General features: G+C 68.8%; 14 protein-coding genes and 3 pseudogenes. 10 read left to right on the top strand and 7 right to left on the bottom strand.

All coding sequences use genetic code 11. From position 1 onward, the window contains the following. Positions 1–44: 44 nt before the first annotated feature. Both SVTN_RS31135 and SVTN_RS31140 read right to left on the bottom strand, forming a co-directional pair. Positions 45–1,934 (bottom strand): M64 family metallopeptidase, encoded by a 1,890-nt coding sequence (locus SVTN_RS31135; RefSeq protein WP_052499391.1) that lies wholly within the window; start codon positions 1,932–1,934, stop codon positions 45–47. A gap of 73 nt (positions 1,935–2,007) precedes the next feature. Further along, entirely contained in the window at positions 2,008–3,351 is a 1,344-nt protein-coding gene (locus tag SVTN_RS31140; protein WP_041132085.1) for a 6-phospho-beta-glucosidase, read from the bottom strand. Positions 3,352–3,465: 114 nt separating this feature from the next. Between SVTN_RS31140 and SVTN_RS31145 the strand changes: the two genes are divergently transcribed. After that, positions 3,466–3,918, top strand: coding sequence for a YchJ family protein (locus SVTN_RS31145; RefSeq protein WP_041132086.1), 453 nt, complete (start codon positions 3,466–3,468; stop codon positions 3,916–3,918). Positions 3,919–3,923: 5 nt separating this feature from the next. Here SVTN_RS31145 and SVTN_RS31150 read toward each other — a convergent pair whose 3' ends face one another. The 4 genes from SVTN_RS31150 to SVTN_RS31165 form a co-directional block, all read right to left on the bottom strand. Then, positions 3,924–6,020 carry an MDR family MFS transporter gene (locus SVTN_RS31150; RefSeq protein ID WP_041132087.1) on the bottom strand — a complete coding sequence of 699 codons (2,097 nt, stop codon included), beginning with the start codon at positions 6,018–6,020 and terminating at the stop codon, positions 3,924–3,926. 64 nt (positions 6,021–6,084) lie between these two features. Then, the gene (locus SVTN_RS31155) at positions 6,085–6,279 is read right to left on the bottom strand and encodes a hypothetical protein (protein WP_052499750.1); all 195 of its coding nucleotides are present in this window, start codon (positions 6,277–6,279) and stop codon (positions 6,085–6,087) included. A 415-nt stretch (positions 6,280–6,694) separates the two neighbouring features. Continuing rightward, the gene (locus SVTN_RS31160) at positions 6,695–7,753 is read right to left on the bottom strand and encodes an ATP-dependent DNA ligase (protein WP_041132089.1); all 1,059 of its coding nucleotides are present in this window, start codon (positions 7,751–7,753) and stop codon (positions 6,695–6,697) included. A gap of 50 nt (positions 7,754–7,803) precedes the next feature. Then, complete coding sequence (locus SVTN_RS31165; RefSeq protein ID WP_245727690.1) at positions 7,804–9,357, bottom strand: tyrosine-type recombinase/integrase; 1,554 nt, start codon at positions 9,355–9,357, stop codon at positions 7,804–7,806. A gap of 18 nt (positions 9,358–9,375) precedes the next feature. Here SVTN_RS31165 and SVTN_RS43345 point away from each other — a divergent pair. From SVTN_RS43345 to SVTN_RS44405, 9 genes and pseudogenes are all read left to right on the top strand, one after another. Further along, positions 9,376–9,515, top strand: a pseudogene (locus tag SVTN_RS43345) (proteasome accessory factor PafA2 family protein); the annotation flags it as partial. Between the two features lie 304 nt (positions 9,516–9,819). Beyond that, the gene (locus SVTN_RS31175; protein ID WP_041132091.1) at positions 9,820–10,014 is read left to right on the top strand and encodes a helix-turn-helix transcriptional regulator; all 195 of its coding nucleotides are present in this window, start codon (positions 9,820–9,822) and stop codon (positions 10,012–10,014) included. Between the two features lie 261 nt (positions 10,015–10,275). Continuing rightward, positions 10,276–11,688: an AAA family ATPase gene (locus tag SVTN_RS31185; RefSeq protein WP_041132093.1), complete on the top strand. Its 1,413-nt coding sequence runs from the start codon at positions 10,276–10,278 to the stop codon at positions 11,686–11,688. 283 nt (positions 11,689–11,971) lie between these two features. Next, positions 11,972–12,220 carry a hypothetical protein gene (locus SVTN_RS31190; RefSeq protein ID WP_041132094.1) on the top strand — a complete coding sequence of 83 codons (249 nt, stop codon included), beginning with the start codon at positions 11,972–11,974 and terminating at the stop codon, positions 12,218–12,220. 340 nt (positions 12,221–12,560) lie between these two features. Further along, positions 12,561–12,800 carry a DUF7660 family protein gene (locus SVTN_RS31195; protein ID WP_041134420.1) on the top strand — a complete coding sequence of 80 codons (240 nt, stop codon included), beginning with the start codon at positions 12,561–12,563 and terminating at the stop codon, positions 12,798–12,800. Between the two features lie 363 nt (positions 12,801–13,163). Next, positions 13,164–13,298 (top strand): annotated as a pseudogene (locus tag SVTN_RS45750) (ISAs1 family transposase); the annotation flags it as partial. 76 nt (positions 13,299–13,374) lie between these two features. Continuing rightward, positions 13,375–13,827: pseudogene (locus SVTN_RS46665) on the top strand (ISAs1 family transposase); the annotation flags it as partial. 1,074 nt (positions 13,828–14,901) lie between these two features. Next, the gene (locus tag SVTN_RS31205; RefSeq protein WP_041132095.1) at positions 14,902–15,153 is read left to right on the top strand and encodes a hypothetical protein; all 252 of its coding nucleotides are present in this window, start codon (positions 14,902–14,904) and stop codon (positions 15,151–15,153) included. Between the two features lie 33 nt (positions 15,154–15,186). Beyond that, complete coding sequence (locus SVTN_RS44405; RefSeq protein ID WP_159026512.1) at positions 15,187–15,342, top strand: hypothetical protein; 156 nt, start codon at positions 15,187–15,189, stop codon at positions 15,340–15,342. 14 nt (positions 15,343–15,356) lie between these two features. Here the strand turns inward: SVTN_RS44405 and SVTN_RS31210 are convergent, their stop codons facing one another. Beyond that, positions 15,357–15,914, bottom strand: coding sequence for a GNAT family N-acetyltransferase (locus SVTN_RS31210; RefSeq protein WP_041132096.1), 558 nt, complete (start codon positions 15,912–15,914; stop codon positions 15,357–15,359). Positions 15,915–16,226: the final 312 nt, after the last annotated feature.

Below are 16,226 nucleotides of genomic sequence, written 5' to 3' on the forward strand. Positions count from 1 at the left end.
CGTACGGAAGCAGCCTGCCGGCCCGCCGGCAGGCTGCTTCCGTTTTACGGCTCCACCAGCGTCACCAGGAAGCTCCGTGCCCGGCCGACGTTGCCGGCCGCGTCGATCGCGCGGTACTCGACGGTGTGCGTGCCGTAGTCCGGGGTCGCGTCGTCCCACGGCACCGCCCGGCTCCGGCCCAGCTTCCCGTACACGAGGTCGTCGATCACCGTGCCGCTCGGCGAGAAGCGGAACGGCGCGCCGGCGTCCGTCGGCCAGCCGTAGTACGTGTACCAGCCGTCGCCGTCGACCCGGAACTGGCTCACCACGGCGCCCTCCTGGTCGTCCCGCGCGGTCAGCCTCATCGTGAACGCGCCGTCGTAGACGTACTCCACCGGACGCCCGGGGCGCCGGACCGTGCGCAGCGGCTCGGACAGCTCGTACGCGACCGTGGCCGGGCGGGCGTCCACCGTCCAGCTCAACTCCTCGTCCGTGCCCGCGAGTCGGGCCGTGAGGGTGTGGCTTCCCGGCGGGATCTCCAGCGTACGGAGGTCCAGGTCACGGTCGTTGCGGCCGTACGTCGTGACGGGCCGTCCGTCCAGGCGCCAGCGCACGGCCGGGGTGCCGTCCACCGCGTGGGTGGTGTCCGCGTGGACGACGCTGCGGGCGCCGACGGGGGACCCGGTCGGGGTGTGCCCGGTGAAGCCGGGGGCCTCCGGGCTCCGTACCGTGGTCAGCGAGGGGTCCACCGTCCAGCTGACGGTCCGGGTGAGCGCCGCCGAGGCGCGGACCGCCGGGTCGCGGACGAAGGGCGTCGGGTCGGTGACCGTCGCCGTCAGGGTGTGCGTGCCGGGGGAGACCCGCAGTCTCCGCAGGTCGACCGTGCGGGCGCCCTCGGTGTCGAGGGTCCGCCCGTCCAGCTTCCAGGTCACGGAGAGCGCGCCGCCCACCGGGTGCAGGGTGTCCACCCACACGCTGCGGTCCGCCCCGATCGGCGCGGTGTCCGGGGTGTGGTCCTGGACCAGGTTCACCTTGGCCGAGATCGCCCGGACCATCACCTCGCGCTCCACCTGGTCGAAGGCGTAACCGAGGGTCTTCATCAGGGAGTGGCGGCTCGGGCGCCAGACGCCCTTCGTGCTGTACATGCCGCCCTCGTGGCGGCCGATGACCCCGCCGGACTCGCTGGTCTCGCCGAGCCAGCGCCACCACTTGGCCTGCTGCTCCCGCATCTGGCGTTCCGTCAGGAGCGTGTGGTGGACGGAGGAGGGCTCGGGTCCCTCGTAGGCCTCGCCCGGCACCCCGCGCGCGTAGTAGTCGTACTCGTCCTGGAGGCCGCCGAGCGAATGCCCTATCTCGTGCGGGGTGATGAGCGAGGAGAGCGCGTTGCCGCCGGAGGCCGTGGCGTAACTTCCGCCCGCGCCGCCGTAGGTGGAGCTGTGGGCGAGGGCGACGATCTGGCGGTTGGGGCGGCTCGTGCCGGGGACGAGGTCGGCGAGCGCGGCGGCCTTCCGGCTGTCGACGGTGAGCAGCCGCTGCACACCCGCCGGATTGCAGCCGCCCCAGAAGCCCATGTCGAGCGCCGTGTCACGGGCGGGCGCGGTGAGGCCCGGGTCGCAGTCCACGCCGGACTCGGCCGAGGGGACCTCCACCGCCCACACGTTGATGTACGAGCGGTACGAGGCGAAGGGCTCGATGCTCCACAGGGTGTTCAGGTGCCGTTCGAGGTCCGCCCGGAAGGCCGGCATCTCCGCTGCGGTGTAGCCGTCGCCCATGAACACCAGGTTGAACCGCCGGTCGGCGGGCCCGGTGGTCTGCACGGGGACGACGGCCGGCCCCTCGCCGGACGTGGGTGTCCCGGCCGCCGCCTGCGTGGTTCCCACCAGGCCGGCGGCCAGCAGACAGGCCGCGGCGAGCCGGGCCACGGCACGCCGAACTCCCTTGCGCTGTGAGGTCATGGGGCGCGAGCCTAGGCCGCGCCCCCGGCCCCGTAAAGATGTTCGTCAGCCGTCCGTTCGTCGTTCGGACATCTCAGCTTCGCAGCCAGGCCAGGCCCGGGTGCTCGGCCGTGTAGCCCTCCACGAGACGGCGGGCCACGGCCACCGAGTCCACCAGCGGATGCAGCGCGAAGGCCTTGACGGCCGTCGCCCGCGAGCCGCTCTCCACCGCCGCGAGGACCTCCCGCTCCACCGCCTTCACGGCGGTCACCAGACCGACGGCGTGGTACGGCAGCGGGGCCACGGACACCGGGTGCGCGCCGTTCGCGTCCACGAGGCACGGCACCTCGATCACCGCGTCCGCGTCGAGCACGGAGAGCGTCGAACCGTTGCGCACGTTGAGGATCAGGGTCGTCCGCTCGTCCCGGGCGATCGCCCGCATGAGGGCGAGCGCCACCTTCTCGTAGCCGCCCGACTCCAGGTCCTCCTCGTCGCGGTCCCCGATCCCGGCGGCCTCCCGGTTGGCGGCCATGTAGGTGGCCTCGCGGTCGGCGAGCGTACGGTGCCAGGCGGCGAGAGCGGGGGTGTCGGGCTTGCTCATCTCCTCGTAGAAGGCGCCCTGCTGGTCGCGCAGATACGCCCCGCGCGTCCGCTCGGCCGTCCGGTAGGCGTGGACCGCCTCCCGGTTGAAGTAGTAGTAGTGCAGGTACTCGTTGGGGATCGCGCCGAGCGAGCGCAGCCACTCCGGGCCGAAGAGCCGGCCCTCCTCGAAGGAGCCGAGCTTCTCCTCGTCGGCGAGCAGCCGCGGCAGCACGTCCTGTCCGCCGACCCGCAGCCCCCGCAGCCAGCCCAGGTGGTTGAGGCCCACGTAGTCGATCCAGGCCTCGTCCGGGTTCGCGCCGAGGATGCGGGCGACCCGGCGGCCGAGGCCCACGGGCGAGTCGCAGATGCCGACGACCCGGTCGCCGAGCACCCGCGACATGGCCTCCGTGACCAGTCCGGCCGGGTTGGTGAAGTTGATGACCCAGGCGTCGGGGGCGAGTTCGGCGATCCTCCGGGCGATGCGTACGGCGACGGGCACGGTCCGCAGCCCGTACGCGATGCCGCCCGCGCCCACCGTCTCCTGGCCGAGCACGCCCTCGGCGAGCGCGATCCGCTCGTCGGCCGCGCGGCCTTCCAGACCGCCGACCCGGATCGCGGAGAACACGAAGTCCGCCCCGCGCAGCGCCTCGTCCAGGTCCGTCGTCGCCGTCACGACCGGCGCGTCCGGCACCCCCTCCGCCTGGTCCGCGAGGACCCGCGCGATGGCCGAGAGCCGCCCCTCGTCGAGGTCGTACAGGGTGACGCGGGTGACCCGCCCCCCGGCGCGGTCGCCGAGGAGGGCTCCGTACACCAGCGGCACCCGGAACCCGCCGCCTCCGAGAATCGTCAGTTTCATGCTCGTACGCTACTCGGACGCGCCCTCTGAGCAGGGGGATTCCGGGCCGCCGTCCACGCCGGCGTCCGCATGCCGGGCGTCCGCCTCCCGCGAGGGGTGGGGGACAATGGCGTCATGTCCCGACGCAAGACCCGCCCCCGCACCTCCCGGGCCGCCGCGGCCCCCGCGCCCGCCGTGACCGCGACCTCGCCCTGCCCCTGCGGGCTCGACGCCACGTACGGCGCGTGCTGCGGCCGGTTCCACTCGGGCGCCGGCGGCACGGCGCCCACCGCCGAGCTCCTCATGCGCTCCCGCTACAGCGCCTTCGTCGTCCGCGACGAGGCGTACCTGCTGCGGACCTGGGCGCCGGAGACGCGACCGGGCGAGGTCGACTTCGACCCCGGGATGCGCTGGGCCGGCCTGGAGATCGAGGAGACCGGCGAGGGCACCGCCTTCCACCAGCACGGCACCGTCACCTTCACGGCCCGCTACGTCCACGGCGGCGAGGCCGGCGCCCTGCACGAGCGGAGCCGCTTCGCCCGCCACGAGGGCGCGTGGGTGTACGTGGACGGCGACTTCCTCGACTGAGGGTTTCAGCGCGTGCCCACGCCCGCCGGCACCCGTCCCCTCGGGAGTCCGGCCGCGAGGTCCTCGGCGACGATCTTCTTGGCGATGGCGTCCGTCGCCACCCGCAGCTCGGGCCCGCTGGGCCGGCCGCGCTCCTGCTCGACCCGGTCGGCCAGCCAGTCGCCCCAGGCGCGGGTGATGACCTCCGCCTCGCGCTTGCCCGCCGCCGTGTGCGAGAGCAGGTTGCCGTCACGGGTGAGATAGCCCTCGTCGACCATCCGGTCGAAGACCGGCAGCAGCACCTCGGGCGGCACCCGCCGGCCGGCGGAGATCAGGCCGAGGCTCGCGTGCCCGACGGTCCGCGTGAAGAGTTCGACCTGCATCACCGCCCAGGCCCCCGCCGTGTCGAGCCGGGTGTCGGACGCGGCGACGATCGCCTTGGCCGTGTCGTAGTCGGTACGGCTCAGGATCCGGCCGACGGCCAGTTCGAGGAGCTTCTCCGAGTCGCCGGACATGGTGGGGGAGCCGAAGCCCTCGCCCATGTCGGGGGCGGCGGAGCGGGCCGAGTCGCGCAGCTTCACCTGCTTGAGGAAGAGGGCGACGACGAAGCCGACGGCCGCGACCGGCACCGTCCAGAGGAAGACGGTCTGCAGGGTGTCCGCGTACGCCTGGACGATCGGCTCCGCGATCCGGTCCGGGAGCCTGTGCAGTCCTGCGGGGCTCTGCGCGGCCTGCGGGATCACGGCCGGGTTCACGCCGAGGCTCCTGGCGATGGTCCCGGCCTCGACGATGCCCGAGGTGAGGTTGGGCTTGAGGGAGTTGGTGTAGATCGTGCCGAAGACGGCCGTGCCGAAGGAGCTGCCGAGGGTGCGGAAGAAGGTGACGCCGGAGGTGGCGGTGCCGAGGTCGGCGTAGTCGACGGTGTTCTGCACGGCGATCGTCAGGACCTGCATGCACAGGCCGATGCCGACGCCGAGGACGAACATGTAGAGCGACTCGAGACCGGTGCCGGTGTCCGGCCCCATGAGGGAGAGCAGGAAGAGGCCGACGCCCATCACGAAACAGCCGACGATCGGGAAGATCCGGTAGCGGCCGGTCTTGCTGACGTAGTTGCCGCTGAAGATGGACGCGATGAGCAGGCCGATGACCATGGGCAGCGTGCGGATGCCCGACATGGTCGCCGACTCCCCGTCGACGTACTGCAGATACGTCGGCAGGAAGGTCATCGCGCCGAGCATGGCGAAGCCGACGACGAAACTGAGCACCGAGCAGACGGTGAAGACCGGGTTGCGGAACAGCCGCATGGGCAGCATGGGTTCGGCCGCCCGGGTCTCGACCCAGCAGAACAGGGCCAGGGCGACGAGGCCGCCCGCGAAGAGGCCGATGATGACGCCGGAGCTCCAGGCGTACTCGTTGCCGCCCCAACTGGTCGCCAGGATCAGGGCGCTGGAGCCGATCGCGACCAGCGCGATGCCGAGGTAGTCGATGACCGGCCGGCTCGCCGAGCGCACCGAGGGGATCGAGCGGGCGGCGGCGATCACGACCAGGATCGCGATCGGCACGTTCACGTAGAACGCCCAGCGCCAGCTCGCGTGGTCGGTGAACAGACCGCCGAGGAGCGGTCCGATGACGGTCGAGACGCCGAACACGGCGCCGATCGCGCCCTGGTACTTGCCGCGTTCGCGCAGCGGGATCACATCGGCGATGAGCGCCATCGAGGTGACCATGAGGCCGCCGGCGCCGATGCCCTGGAGACCGCGCCAGACGATGAGCAGCGTCATGTTGGTGGCGAGTCCGCAGAGGAACGAGCCGGTGATGAAGACGATCGCGGAGATCTGGAAGATCACCTTGCGGCCGAAGAGGTCGCCGAACTTGCCGACGAGGACGGTCGCGACCGTCTCGGCGAGCAGGTACGAGGTGACCACCCACGACATGTGGGCGGCGCCGCCCAGGTCCGAGACGATCGTGGGCAGGGCGGTGCCGACGATCGTCTGGTCGAGGGCGGCGAGGAGGACGCCCAGCATGATCGTGCCGAAGACGATGTTGCGGCGGCGGCTGTCGAGCACGGGTGGCTCGGTGGCGGCGGCCGAGGGCGCGGGCGCTGCGTCGCTGGTCGTGGTCACGATCGCAGCGTCACACCGCCGCCGCCCCCGCGCATGTGGGGGACGGCCGGACGGGCGTACCCCGTCAGGGGGTGACGGGCAGCTTGGGGTGGTGCTTGGCGAGGATCTTGTTCGCCCGCGCGAGGGCGGCGAGGGCGTGCTCGCGGTCCGCCCGGTCCTCCGCACAGAGCGGCCCCCGGAAGCGGTACACCTCGCGCGCCGCGCAGTCCGCGTCGACCTCGGCCTGGAGGACGTGGAGCGGCAGGCAGGCGCCGATCATCGCGGCCACGCTGTCGGGGATCGGGACGGGAACGAGGCGCTCGGGCGAGGTGATCACGGGTCAGTCCTAGTCGGTCCGGGGAGGGTACGGAAGGGTCTCCTCTCCATACGTACCGGATCGCGGTACGGGTTCCGGCACGGTGATGTCGCGGACGGGCAACGGCGGAGATCACCGGCGGAGGCGCGCACGGGCCCCGGGGGAGCGGACCGCGCGCCGGTGCCGACCGTGGCCGGATGCGTTCCCGCAGGTACGGGGCGGGTGCCCGCCACCGCCCCGCGCGTGGATCATGCGCATCGCTCGAAAGTTCGTCGAACGCACTACCGGGAAAGCGGGGTCGGCGGCGGGCCGCCCGGCCGTCGAATGTGTGGCATATCACGTTGCCGTCCGGCGGCTTCCGGCCGGGCGGATCCCGTGCTTACGCGAGGATCTCGGCCAGGTCGTACGAGACGGGCTCGTCCAGCTGCCCGTAGCCGCAGGACTCCGGCGTCCGGTCCGGGCGCCACCGCTTGAACTGCGCGGTGTGGCGGAAGCGGTCCCCCTCCATGTGGTCGTAGCCGACCTCGCAGACCCGCTCCGGCCGCAGCGCCACCCACGACAGGTCCCTCCTGCCCGCCCAGCGGCTCGGCGCGCCCGGCAGCCTGGCCTCCTCGTGCGCGGCCTCGTCCGCCCACGCCGCCCAGGGGTGCCCGTCCGACGGGTCCGTCCGGAGCGGTTCCAGCTCCTCGACGAGCTCGGCGCGGCGGGCCGCGGTGAAGGCCGCGCACACGCCGACGTGCTGGAGGACGCCCTCGTCGTCGTACAGGCCGAGCAGCAGCGAGCCGACCACGGGGCCGCTCTTGTGGAAGCGGTATCCGGCCACGACGACATCGGCCGTCCGCTCGTGCTTGATCTTGTACATGAGGCGGGCGTCCGGCCGGTACGGCAGGTCGAGCGGCTTGGCTATCACCCCGTCGAGCCCGGCGCCCTCGTACTGCTCGAACCAGCGCGCCGCGAGCTCGGGGTCCCGGGTCGCCGACGCCAGGTGGACGGGCGCGTCGACCCCGTCGAGGACCCGCTCCAGGGCCGCCCGGCGCTCGCTCAGCGGGGTGTCGAGCAGCGAGTCGTCCCCGAGGGCGAGCAGGTCGAAGGCGACGAACCGGGCCGGGGTGGTCTCGGCGAGCAGCCGCACCCGGGAGTCGGCCGGATGGATCCGCTCGGCGAGCCGGTCGAAGTCGAGCCGCCCGTCGTGCTCGACGACGATCTCCCCGTCGACGACGCAGCGCTCCGGCAGCCGGGCCGCGAGCGCCTCGACCAGCTCGGGGAAGTAGCGGGTGAGCGGCCTGCCCGTACGGCTGCCGATGACGAGCTCCGGCCCGTCCCGGTGCACGATCGCGCGGAAGCCGTCCCACTTCACCTCATACTGCATGCCGGGCGGGATCCGCTTCACGGGCTTGGCGAGCATGGGCAGGACAGGGGGCATGACCGGTAGATCCATGGCTATGCACCTGCCCTTACTACTGTGAGTGACCGGGAATTTCGCTCTCGTCAGTTCCTGTCCGTTCCGGTGGATTCTCCTTGGCTTGTGCCCTGGATGGTGCCTTGATCTTGAGTGCTCTCCCTCAGGAGTCCGCTCAGCCCCTGCTCGACGGCCAGTCGCGTGGTACTGGCCGAGTCGGGCCATAGGTGGCTGTACGTGTCGAGAGTGATCGCCGCCGACGAGTGGCCGAGCCGCTTCTGTACGACCTTGACCGACTCCCCGTGCTTGATCAACAGGGAGGCGTACGTGTGGCGGAGCGTGTGCAGCGTGGTCCCCGCCGGGATCTGTTCCTCACCCTGGTCGGCAAGGATCTTGTTTGCGTCGATCACCATCTTCCGCCACGTGCGAGACCACGGCGAGCGCTGCACCGGCTCACCTGATGCCGTCGTGAAGACCAGCCGCACATTGCGCTCCCGCCGGTTGCCGTCGGTCGTGTCGGTCATGATCTGGGAACGTGCTGGGAACTCCTCCAGGTGGGCGCTCAGAGCGTCGGTGACGGCCGTCGGCACCGGCACCACCCGGCGGCTACTGGAGGACTTCACGGGGGCAATGTGGACCCCCTTGCCGTCGATCACGGACACCTGCTGCCGTACTTCGATCTCCCCGTCCCGGATGTGCCGGGGCTCCAGGCCGAACAGCTCGCCCTGCCGGAGTCCTGAAGCGGCCGTCAGCAGGATCGCGGCCCGGTGCCTGGAGGGTGCGGCAACAAGCAGAGCGGACACCTGGGCGGTCGACAGCGGGACGACTTCCTTCGCCGTCTTGGACGGGAGCCGGACACGGTCCGCCCGCCCCCTGGAGTCGCACGGGCTCACCGGGATGTATTCGCCGACAACCCACGCGAACACGGCCCTGAGCGTCCCGTACACCACCTCCAGAGTGGAGGGGGCGAGAATGCCGGCCCGCTCGGTCACCCACTCCTGAACGTCTGTCTTGCGGACGGCCCCGATCTCCCGGTCTCCGAACGTCGGCAGGATGTGACGCTTCAGGGCCCGGTCGACGTTGGCCACGGTCGACGGCCGGTGCTGCACCCCGTTGGCGGCCTGCCACTTCTCGGCGACCTCCCGGAACGTCGTCTGCCGAGTGACCGGGTTGATGTAACTCCCGTCATCCATAGAAGTCTTGAGCTCTGCTGCGTAGCGCTGGGCGTCCGGTTTCCGCTTGAACAGCTTCTTCCGTTGTTTCCCCTGGGGGTCCCTCCAGCGGACCGCCCAGCGGAGCTCGGTCCCATGATCGGCCGCCGTGTACGGGTAGTCCCGGGTACCGCACTTGCATGGCTTGTCGCCGTCGGCGGCTGGGGTCCGGCGGTGCCACCGGTCGGCTATCTGTACTGCTCTGCTCACTCTGCTGCTCCCTCGATGCGGGCACAGTGTGGCTCTGTCAAGTGTGACATGCGCCCATGTATGGGCGGATTTCGGGTGTTGTGGCTTAACTTCAACGTCGACGAGTTCAGGCTCGGGAGCAGGGGCAAGGTCGACAACAAGAAGACCCTCGACGAGCACAACGTGAACATCGAAGATCACCTTCACCCGCGACGGGCGCTGGCGCGACGTCGTCTCGTGCACCTTCGACGGCGCACAATGCCCGAGTGCGACAACGTGACCGACTGGTCACCCACGACAAGGCTGGCGAGCGCACTCTTGAAGGTCTGCTCGTCGCGCAATGCCGCCTGCACGAGGATGGAATCGCGGGCGACGTCTACCTCTACAAGAACAACACCGATTGCGTCGTCGATGTCGTCATCATCAACATCGACGACGAGAATCAGGTGCTCATCATCGACAAGTTCCACGTTGTCAACGAGTTGCATGGTTGCCCTCTCAGGGTGGCGGCCCACCTCTTGCTGCCCCTTCATCAGGCGCGCAAAGTCGCTTCTCGGTAATTCGTCACCCCTGTGCGTGCCCCTTGCGTGTAATCTGCTACCCCCTCGTATGCCGCTTACGGCATGTGGTGTTTGGGTTTCAGTAACCACCCGCTGTGCTGTCCTTAGTCCACGAACAGCAGCAACGCGAGAGGAACGCCTCGGAATGCACAACGACGAAAGGCAGCGACTCAGTATTGCTGATCTCGCCGAACGGTATGGGGTCAGTATCGCCACCATCCACGCGTGGAACTACCAGCGGAGCGGACCTCGGCGTATGCGCCTTGGTAAGCGTGTTTTCTACCGCCTCGACGACGTGCTCGCCTGGGAAGAGGCGCACATGATCCGCGACGACATCTGAGGAGTATACGGAAATGGTCGAAGAGAACTCGTGGACGGCGGCACTGGAAACGGCTACCGCGTACGAGTGCGGACACTGTGCTGGCCAGGTCAATAGCATCCGAGAAGAGGGCAGGGTCACGCACCTCCATGTGAATCATGAGGAGAGTTGCTCCGTGCTCATTGGGGTTGTCTCGGGCGCTGCGGACTCCCTGCGGCCGGTGATGGCGGAAAGGGCGGAAGCCAATGTTCTTTTCTCCGGCCCGAAGGGCGGGGAGGACTGATGGCCACCGCAGGAAGTGAGGTGCGTGCGCCTATCTTCAGCCAGCCAGCTTCCGTCTTCCACGGTGACAGCGCCGGCTCCGGTGTCGGCGACTACGGCGGCCTCACCCCCGGCGTCTACTTCGCCTGTGTCGATCACTGCGCCCGGATGGCTGATACCGAGAAGCGTCAGGAGTGGGCCCAGGCCCAGTTTCGCGACGGCAGCCAGTACCAGACGTTCATGAAGCTGGTCATCCAGCGGCGCGAGAGTGAGAGGGAGGACCAGGCAGCTTCCCGTGAGAGCGCCATTCGGCACGAGATCGAGCGGCTTGACATCCTGGACGAGGCGAGGCGCCGCTGGCATACCCAGGGCTGCGTCCCGTCGTGGGGCCAGATCGACCCCGCCGAGGCCCTGGAGGCCGCCAGGACACCCCGTGAGCCTGAAGCCGGGCGGTTCCAGGGGGAGCCCTCCCACGGCGTGTTCTACGCCGGATGCGTCAACGGCGTGCACGGCGAGTCCGAGTCCGGCAAGAGCTGGCTGACGCTGTATGTGACCGCCCAGGAGCTCGTGGCCGGGCATGTCGTTGCGTACGTGGACTACGAAGATGACGAGGGGTCGGTGTACCGGCGCCTCAGGCTGCTGGGCGTGTCCGAGACCTTGCTGCTGCAGAACCAGTTCCGCTACCACCGGCCGAACGGGCCGATGACCGAAGCGGAAAAGATCATATTCATGAAGTCGGCTGAGGGCGCCGACACCGTGATCTTTGATGGCGTGACCGAGGGGATGACGCTAGAGGGGCTGGACGGCCGCCTGGAAAAGGACGTGGCTGCATGGCATGGCAAGGTCACCAAGGACCTCGCCCACGCGGGCAAGTGCGTCGTCGTCGTCGATCACGTGCCGCACGGCGGGAACCGCGCCATCGGCAGCCAGCACAAGAAAGCGGGCCTCACCGGCGTCTCGTATCTGGCCGAGCCCGTGCAGCCGGTCGGCACGGGCCGGCGTGGCGTGCTGCGGCTGCGAGTGGAGAAGGACCGGCACGCGAGCGTCCGGCGCGAAGCCGCTCCCGGTGACCGGCCGCAGTGGCGCGGTGACCTGGTCATCGACTTCTCCGAGGTGCAGCCCCATGTGGCCCTCTTCCCGGCATCGCCCAGGGATGAGGGCTGTCCAAAGCCGGTGCCGAAGCTGAGCGAAGCCCAGCTCACGTACCTGCGGGCCCTGGCCGAGTACGCAGCGCTCGGCGCCTCGGGGACGACCATCGGCAGGGACACGGACAAGGCCAGGTCGGTTGCCGAGAAAGCGATGGTACGGCTGGGCAGGCTTGGGTGCGTCGCGAAGATCGGGACGACCAGTCGTTTCGCGATCACTGAGCTGGGCGCTAGGGCCCTTGCCGAGGCCGAGCAGACCTCCGGGACCGACCAGGAGGCCTCGGAATGAAGATCGAGACGAGGGTGCGCCGGAGGGTGCGGCGTACCCTCGTCTGCATCTTCGTTCCCGCACACGGCGCACCCCGAGACGCACCCCATCTGACCTGCAATGCACCCCTGACGCACCCTCAGTGCACCTCAGGTTAACCCCAGACGCACCCTCCCTCTGGGGGTGCACGTAGTGCCCCAGGGGGAGGGGTGTAAAGGCTACTGAGAATCAGGGCGAATCCCTCAACGGAAGGAGAGAGATCATGGACGAGGCCAACTACGGTGGCATGGATGAATGATCGACCATGGCCCGGTTCAAGGTGAAGACGATCATCGCGAATGTGTGGGCCGCCATGGAGGAAGGGTACCGCCAGCAGCTTTGCGCCCAGGGCGTGTCCATCAGCGACATAGGAACAAGGCGGCGCTGCGAAGGAAAGGCCATCGTCCTCGCATGGGCGGGAGTTGATATCGCCGTCGTCGAGAAGACCCCGACGCGAGAAGGTATCCCGCTCGAACGGTGGCGTGCTCTGCCCGACTCGCTCGGCGAAGGGTAGGAAGAGTTCTGCGGTGAAACCACTGCTGAGCTGTGATCGCGAACGGCTTCAGCAACTGTCTGTGCGTAGCCAACCTCTCGTGAGCCTGCCGACGCAGATCCTATGGCTCACCCTCGGTCTGACCTGTACTTGCTGCGCACCATCGGTGCACACCGTTCGCAGCCAAGGCCAGTGAATGGCCAATGGCTCTGGCGCTGTCCGCTTCGGTCGATGGCATGCGCAGCAGCAACGTCACCTCTCACGTGGTGCACTCGCCCTGAAGATGACCTCGTAGTTCGACTCTGTTACTGATCTTGTGACGACCTGGATCCCGTTCGATCACACTAGATACGTTGTCACCATGCCTCTCGAACCGCGCAGCTGTGAAGAGCTTGTCACTTTCCTACGTGACCTGCATAAAGAGTTCCGTTCCCACGGGCATGAGTGGGAGAACAACACCCTGGACGACTTCCTCGAAGCGCTTGCCGCATGGGTCCACGACTCCCCAGGTGTGTACCACTACGCCGGAGAGCAGATTCCACCCGATGGAGACTGGACCTTCATGGCCCGAGCTCTTCACGCAGCCACCATCTACGAGTAGAGCGGCGCTCCGCACTTACTCCAGTGCGTCACACGATCAGCCCAGCCAGGCCAACCACAGAGCTCACGACCGACGCTCGCCACTCGTCCATGGCGTCAGGGCTTCGGCGTAGTCAACCCTGGTCCGGTTTGTGACGGTTCGTTGACTGGTGGGCGTCCCGGAGACAGGGCAGGCACGGATTTCCAAGATCATGGAGTTCTCTACGCCCCGTGACCTGCCTGGAAGGTTGTGCCTGTCGACGCATCATTGCCGATTCCGCCTGCCCTTGACCAGCTCCGCGAACATCCCGGCGTCGGGCCCGGGGAGGTGGCGGGCCTGCTGGAACGGCTGGCCGAGGGGCCGGACCCACGGGACCCTCGCGGTGTGCGGCACGCGTTCGCCGTTGTCCTGGCCCTGGCCGCGTGCGCGGTGCTGGCGGGGGCGACTTCGCTGCTGGCGGTCGGCGAGTGGATCGCGGACGCGCCGCCCCAGGTGCTGGAACGGCTCGGTGTGCGCCCTGATCCGGTGCTGCCCAGGCGGCTGGTGCCGGCTGAGACGACGGTGCGCCGCCGGCTCCGGGCTGCGCTGACTGTCCGTGGACGGCAAGTCCCTGCGCGGCGCGGCCAGGGCGAGGGGACGGAAGATCCACCTTCTTGCGGCGGTGGAGCACAACACCGGCCTGGTCCTGGCCCAGCTCGACGTCGGCGAGAAAACCGGCGAGACCACCTGCTCCCAGCCGCTGCTGGACACCGTCGCCGACCCAGTTGGGACGGTCGTCTCCAGCGACGCACTGCATCCCCAGCGCGAGCACGCCGGCTACCTGCTGGGCCGCCGAGCCCACTACATTGCGATCGTCAAGGGCAATCAGAAGAAACTGCGCAAGCAGCTGAAGTCCCCTCCCTGGAAGGGCATCCCGCTCCAGAGCCGCACGTGCGGCAGCGACCATGGCCGCGCGGAGATCCACCGAATCAAGGTCGCCACCGTGAACAACCTGCTCTTTCCCGGAGCCTGCCAGGCCGTCCAGATCAAGCGCCGCCACACCGACCGCAAGACCGGCAAGACCACCATCACCACCGTCTACGCGGTGACCAGCCCGACCGCCGAGCAGGCCGCCCCCCGCCCGGCTCGCACAGCTGGTCCGGGACCACTGGAAGATCGAGGCCCTGCGCCACGTCCGCGACACCACCTTCGCCGAGGACGCCTCCCAATTGCGGACAGGCAATGCACCCCGGGCGATGGCGACCTGGCGCAATCTCGCCATCGGCGCCATGCGCCTGGGCGGCGTCAAGAACATGGCCGCCGGCCTCCGCCGCAACGCACGCAACACCTGCCGACTCCTCGCGTTCCTCGGCCTCGCATGATCACAAACCGGACGTCATCCAGTCTTTGCCGAAGCCTTGGGTCCGACGCCTGAGGTTCATCTACTCTGTCGTCATGGCATGCAGGGTATGTGGACTCGGTGGGCATAACAATCGCACATGTCCGGGTGAACACCCCACGTGTCCGAACTGTGGTAAGCCGACAGCCAACATGAGCGACTACTCCGAGCGACACGACAGCGATTACTGCTCTCCGTTTACCTCCTCCGATTGCTGGGGTGACGCGCGGTGACAGTGCTTGTCTGTGCAGGGTGTGACGATCCCGTCGAGAACGCGACTGACTGGGACGACCAGTCTCAGATGTGCAGCGCTTGTTATGAAGTCAGCGGCGGCCCCACGTACTGCTGCGGCGTAATGTACGACGATGGCGAAGACGCCTGTAGGAGTTGCGGCGACCCGCTTTAAGGGACCGTTGTGCTCCAACGTTGCGTCGCGGGCTTGCGACGCAACGCCCGCGATCCCCGATGGCCCCTCGCACTCCTCGGCCTCGGATGATCACAAACCGGACGCAACGCGACTACGCCGAGGCCCTGTCCATGGCGTTGGTGTGTCGTGGCCGCGGCACGCTTTGGCGTCGCGGCGGCGACGATGGCGGCAACCGTCACCGTCACCGCCGGCGGACCCCTGCACCCGGCCCTCGGCAATACACGGCGACGGTGACACCTACACCCACGGACGCCCGTGTCAGGAGGGGTAGGGGTGTCGACGCAAATCGCAGATAAGCGGTTGACCCGGCCCGGATAGTGACAACCCGCGAGACCACCAGCATCGTCGTCCCGCCGTTCATCGCCGAGCCCCTCGCCACGGTGTGCGCATCGGGCAACCATCACGGCCTGGTCGAGCCCACCCTGCGCGTCGAGGACTGCGGCTTCCGGATGCTCCAGGCGCACAAGTACGCGTCGGCGATGGCGTTCCTCGGCGCGTACCGGTGGGGGCTCGAAACGGGACCGGGTACGGATGGTGGGCAACGCCGTCCCGTGCAACATGGCGCGTGACCTAGTCGCGTGCGGCGTCGAATCGATCGGCCCGTGAAGCCCCGTATCAGCGGCGTCGCGTTCCAGGGCAGGTGGCGGTACGTGGCCACCTGCCCCTGCGGCTGGTCCTACGGCCGCGGGGACGCCGACTGGGCGTTCATCGTCACTATCGCCGTCGCCCACGGCTGGCTGAAGGAGGGAGCACGGTGAAGATCCGCGAGAGACTACCCAAGATCCTTGAACGCCAGGATGTGGCCGGAGTCGCCGTCGCTGACGGGCAAGATCATGCCGCCTATCTCCAGGTCGAACTCAGCTCGGGCCTCAATGATCTGGTAGCCCTGCTTGGCATACCAGGAGGCGAGATCGGGATCCTTCTCCGGGAAGCTGAGGGACAGCTTGGCAGCGCCCCGCGCACGGGCAATGGTTTCGAACTCCTCCATGAGCGCCCTGCCGATGCCCTGACGCCGATGGGCGGGGTCCACGGCGACGATCTCGACGCTCACCAATTGCTGAGCGACAGTCACCAACTGTATGGGCGAGAAGGCAAAACGTTCAAGGAGATCAATCGGAGGCTGGGCAAGCAACATGCCGACGCGCTGATCCTCGCTTTCGCATATCAGCACGTCGATGGGGCCGTAGGCGTGGCGAATCTCTCCGTTGTTCCTCTCGACCCCATCTGCCAGCGCGTTCGCCATGGCGGCGTCGTCGAAGGCCAGCGGCATCAGGCGGCGGATGGTGTCGCCGTCCCCGGTTCGGGCGGGGCGGATGACGTGCGTGGTCACAGAGTTCCCCTCAGATCAAGCCGCGCGGTGTGCCCTCTGAGGATATTCGTGGACTGGACGGAGGTCACCGATGGATGACGAGTGGGAAGAGCTGCGGCGCCTGGTCCTGCCGTGCTCGGGGCACTCCTACCCGATGCGCCCCTCGTGCCAGTACTGCGGGGAGCGCTGGGTGAAGATCCGGGCCGCGGTGGAGCGGCTCCGCGACCCCGATTTCATCCGCCGGGAGGGCGAGGAGGCCGAAGCGATGCGGGCGAAGATCGCCGCCATTACGTCGGGTCAGGCTCAACAGCCTCAGGGCAGAAGGTCTTCACC

Origin of the sequence: Streptomyces vietnamensis (assembly GCF_000830005.1) — a bacterium.
Taxonomy (GTDB): Bacteria; Actinomycetota; Actinomycetes; order Streptomycetales; family Streptomycetaceae; genus Streptomyces; species Streptomyces vietnamensis.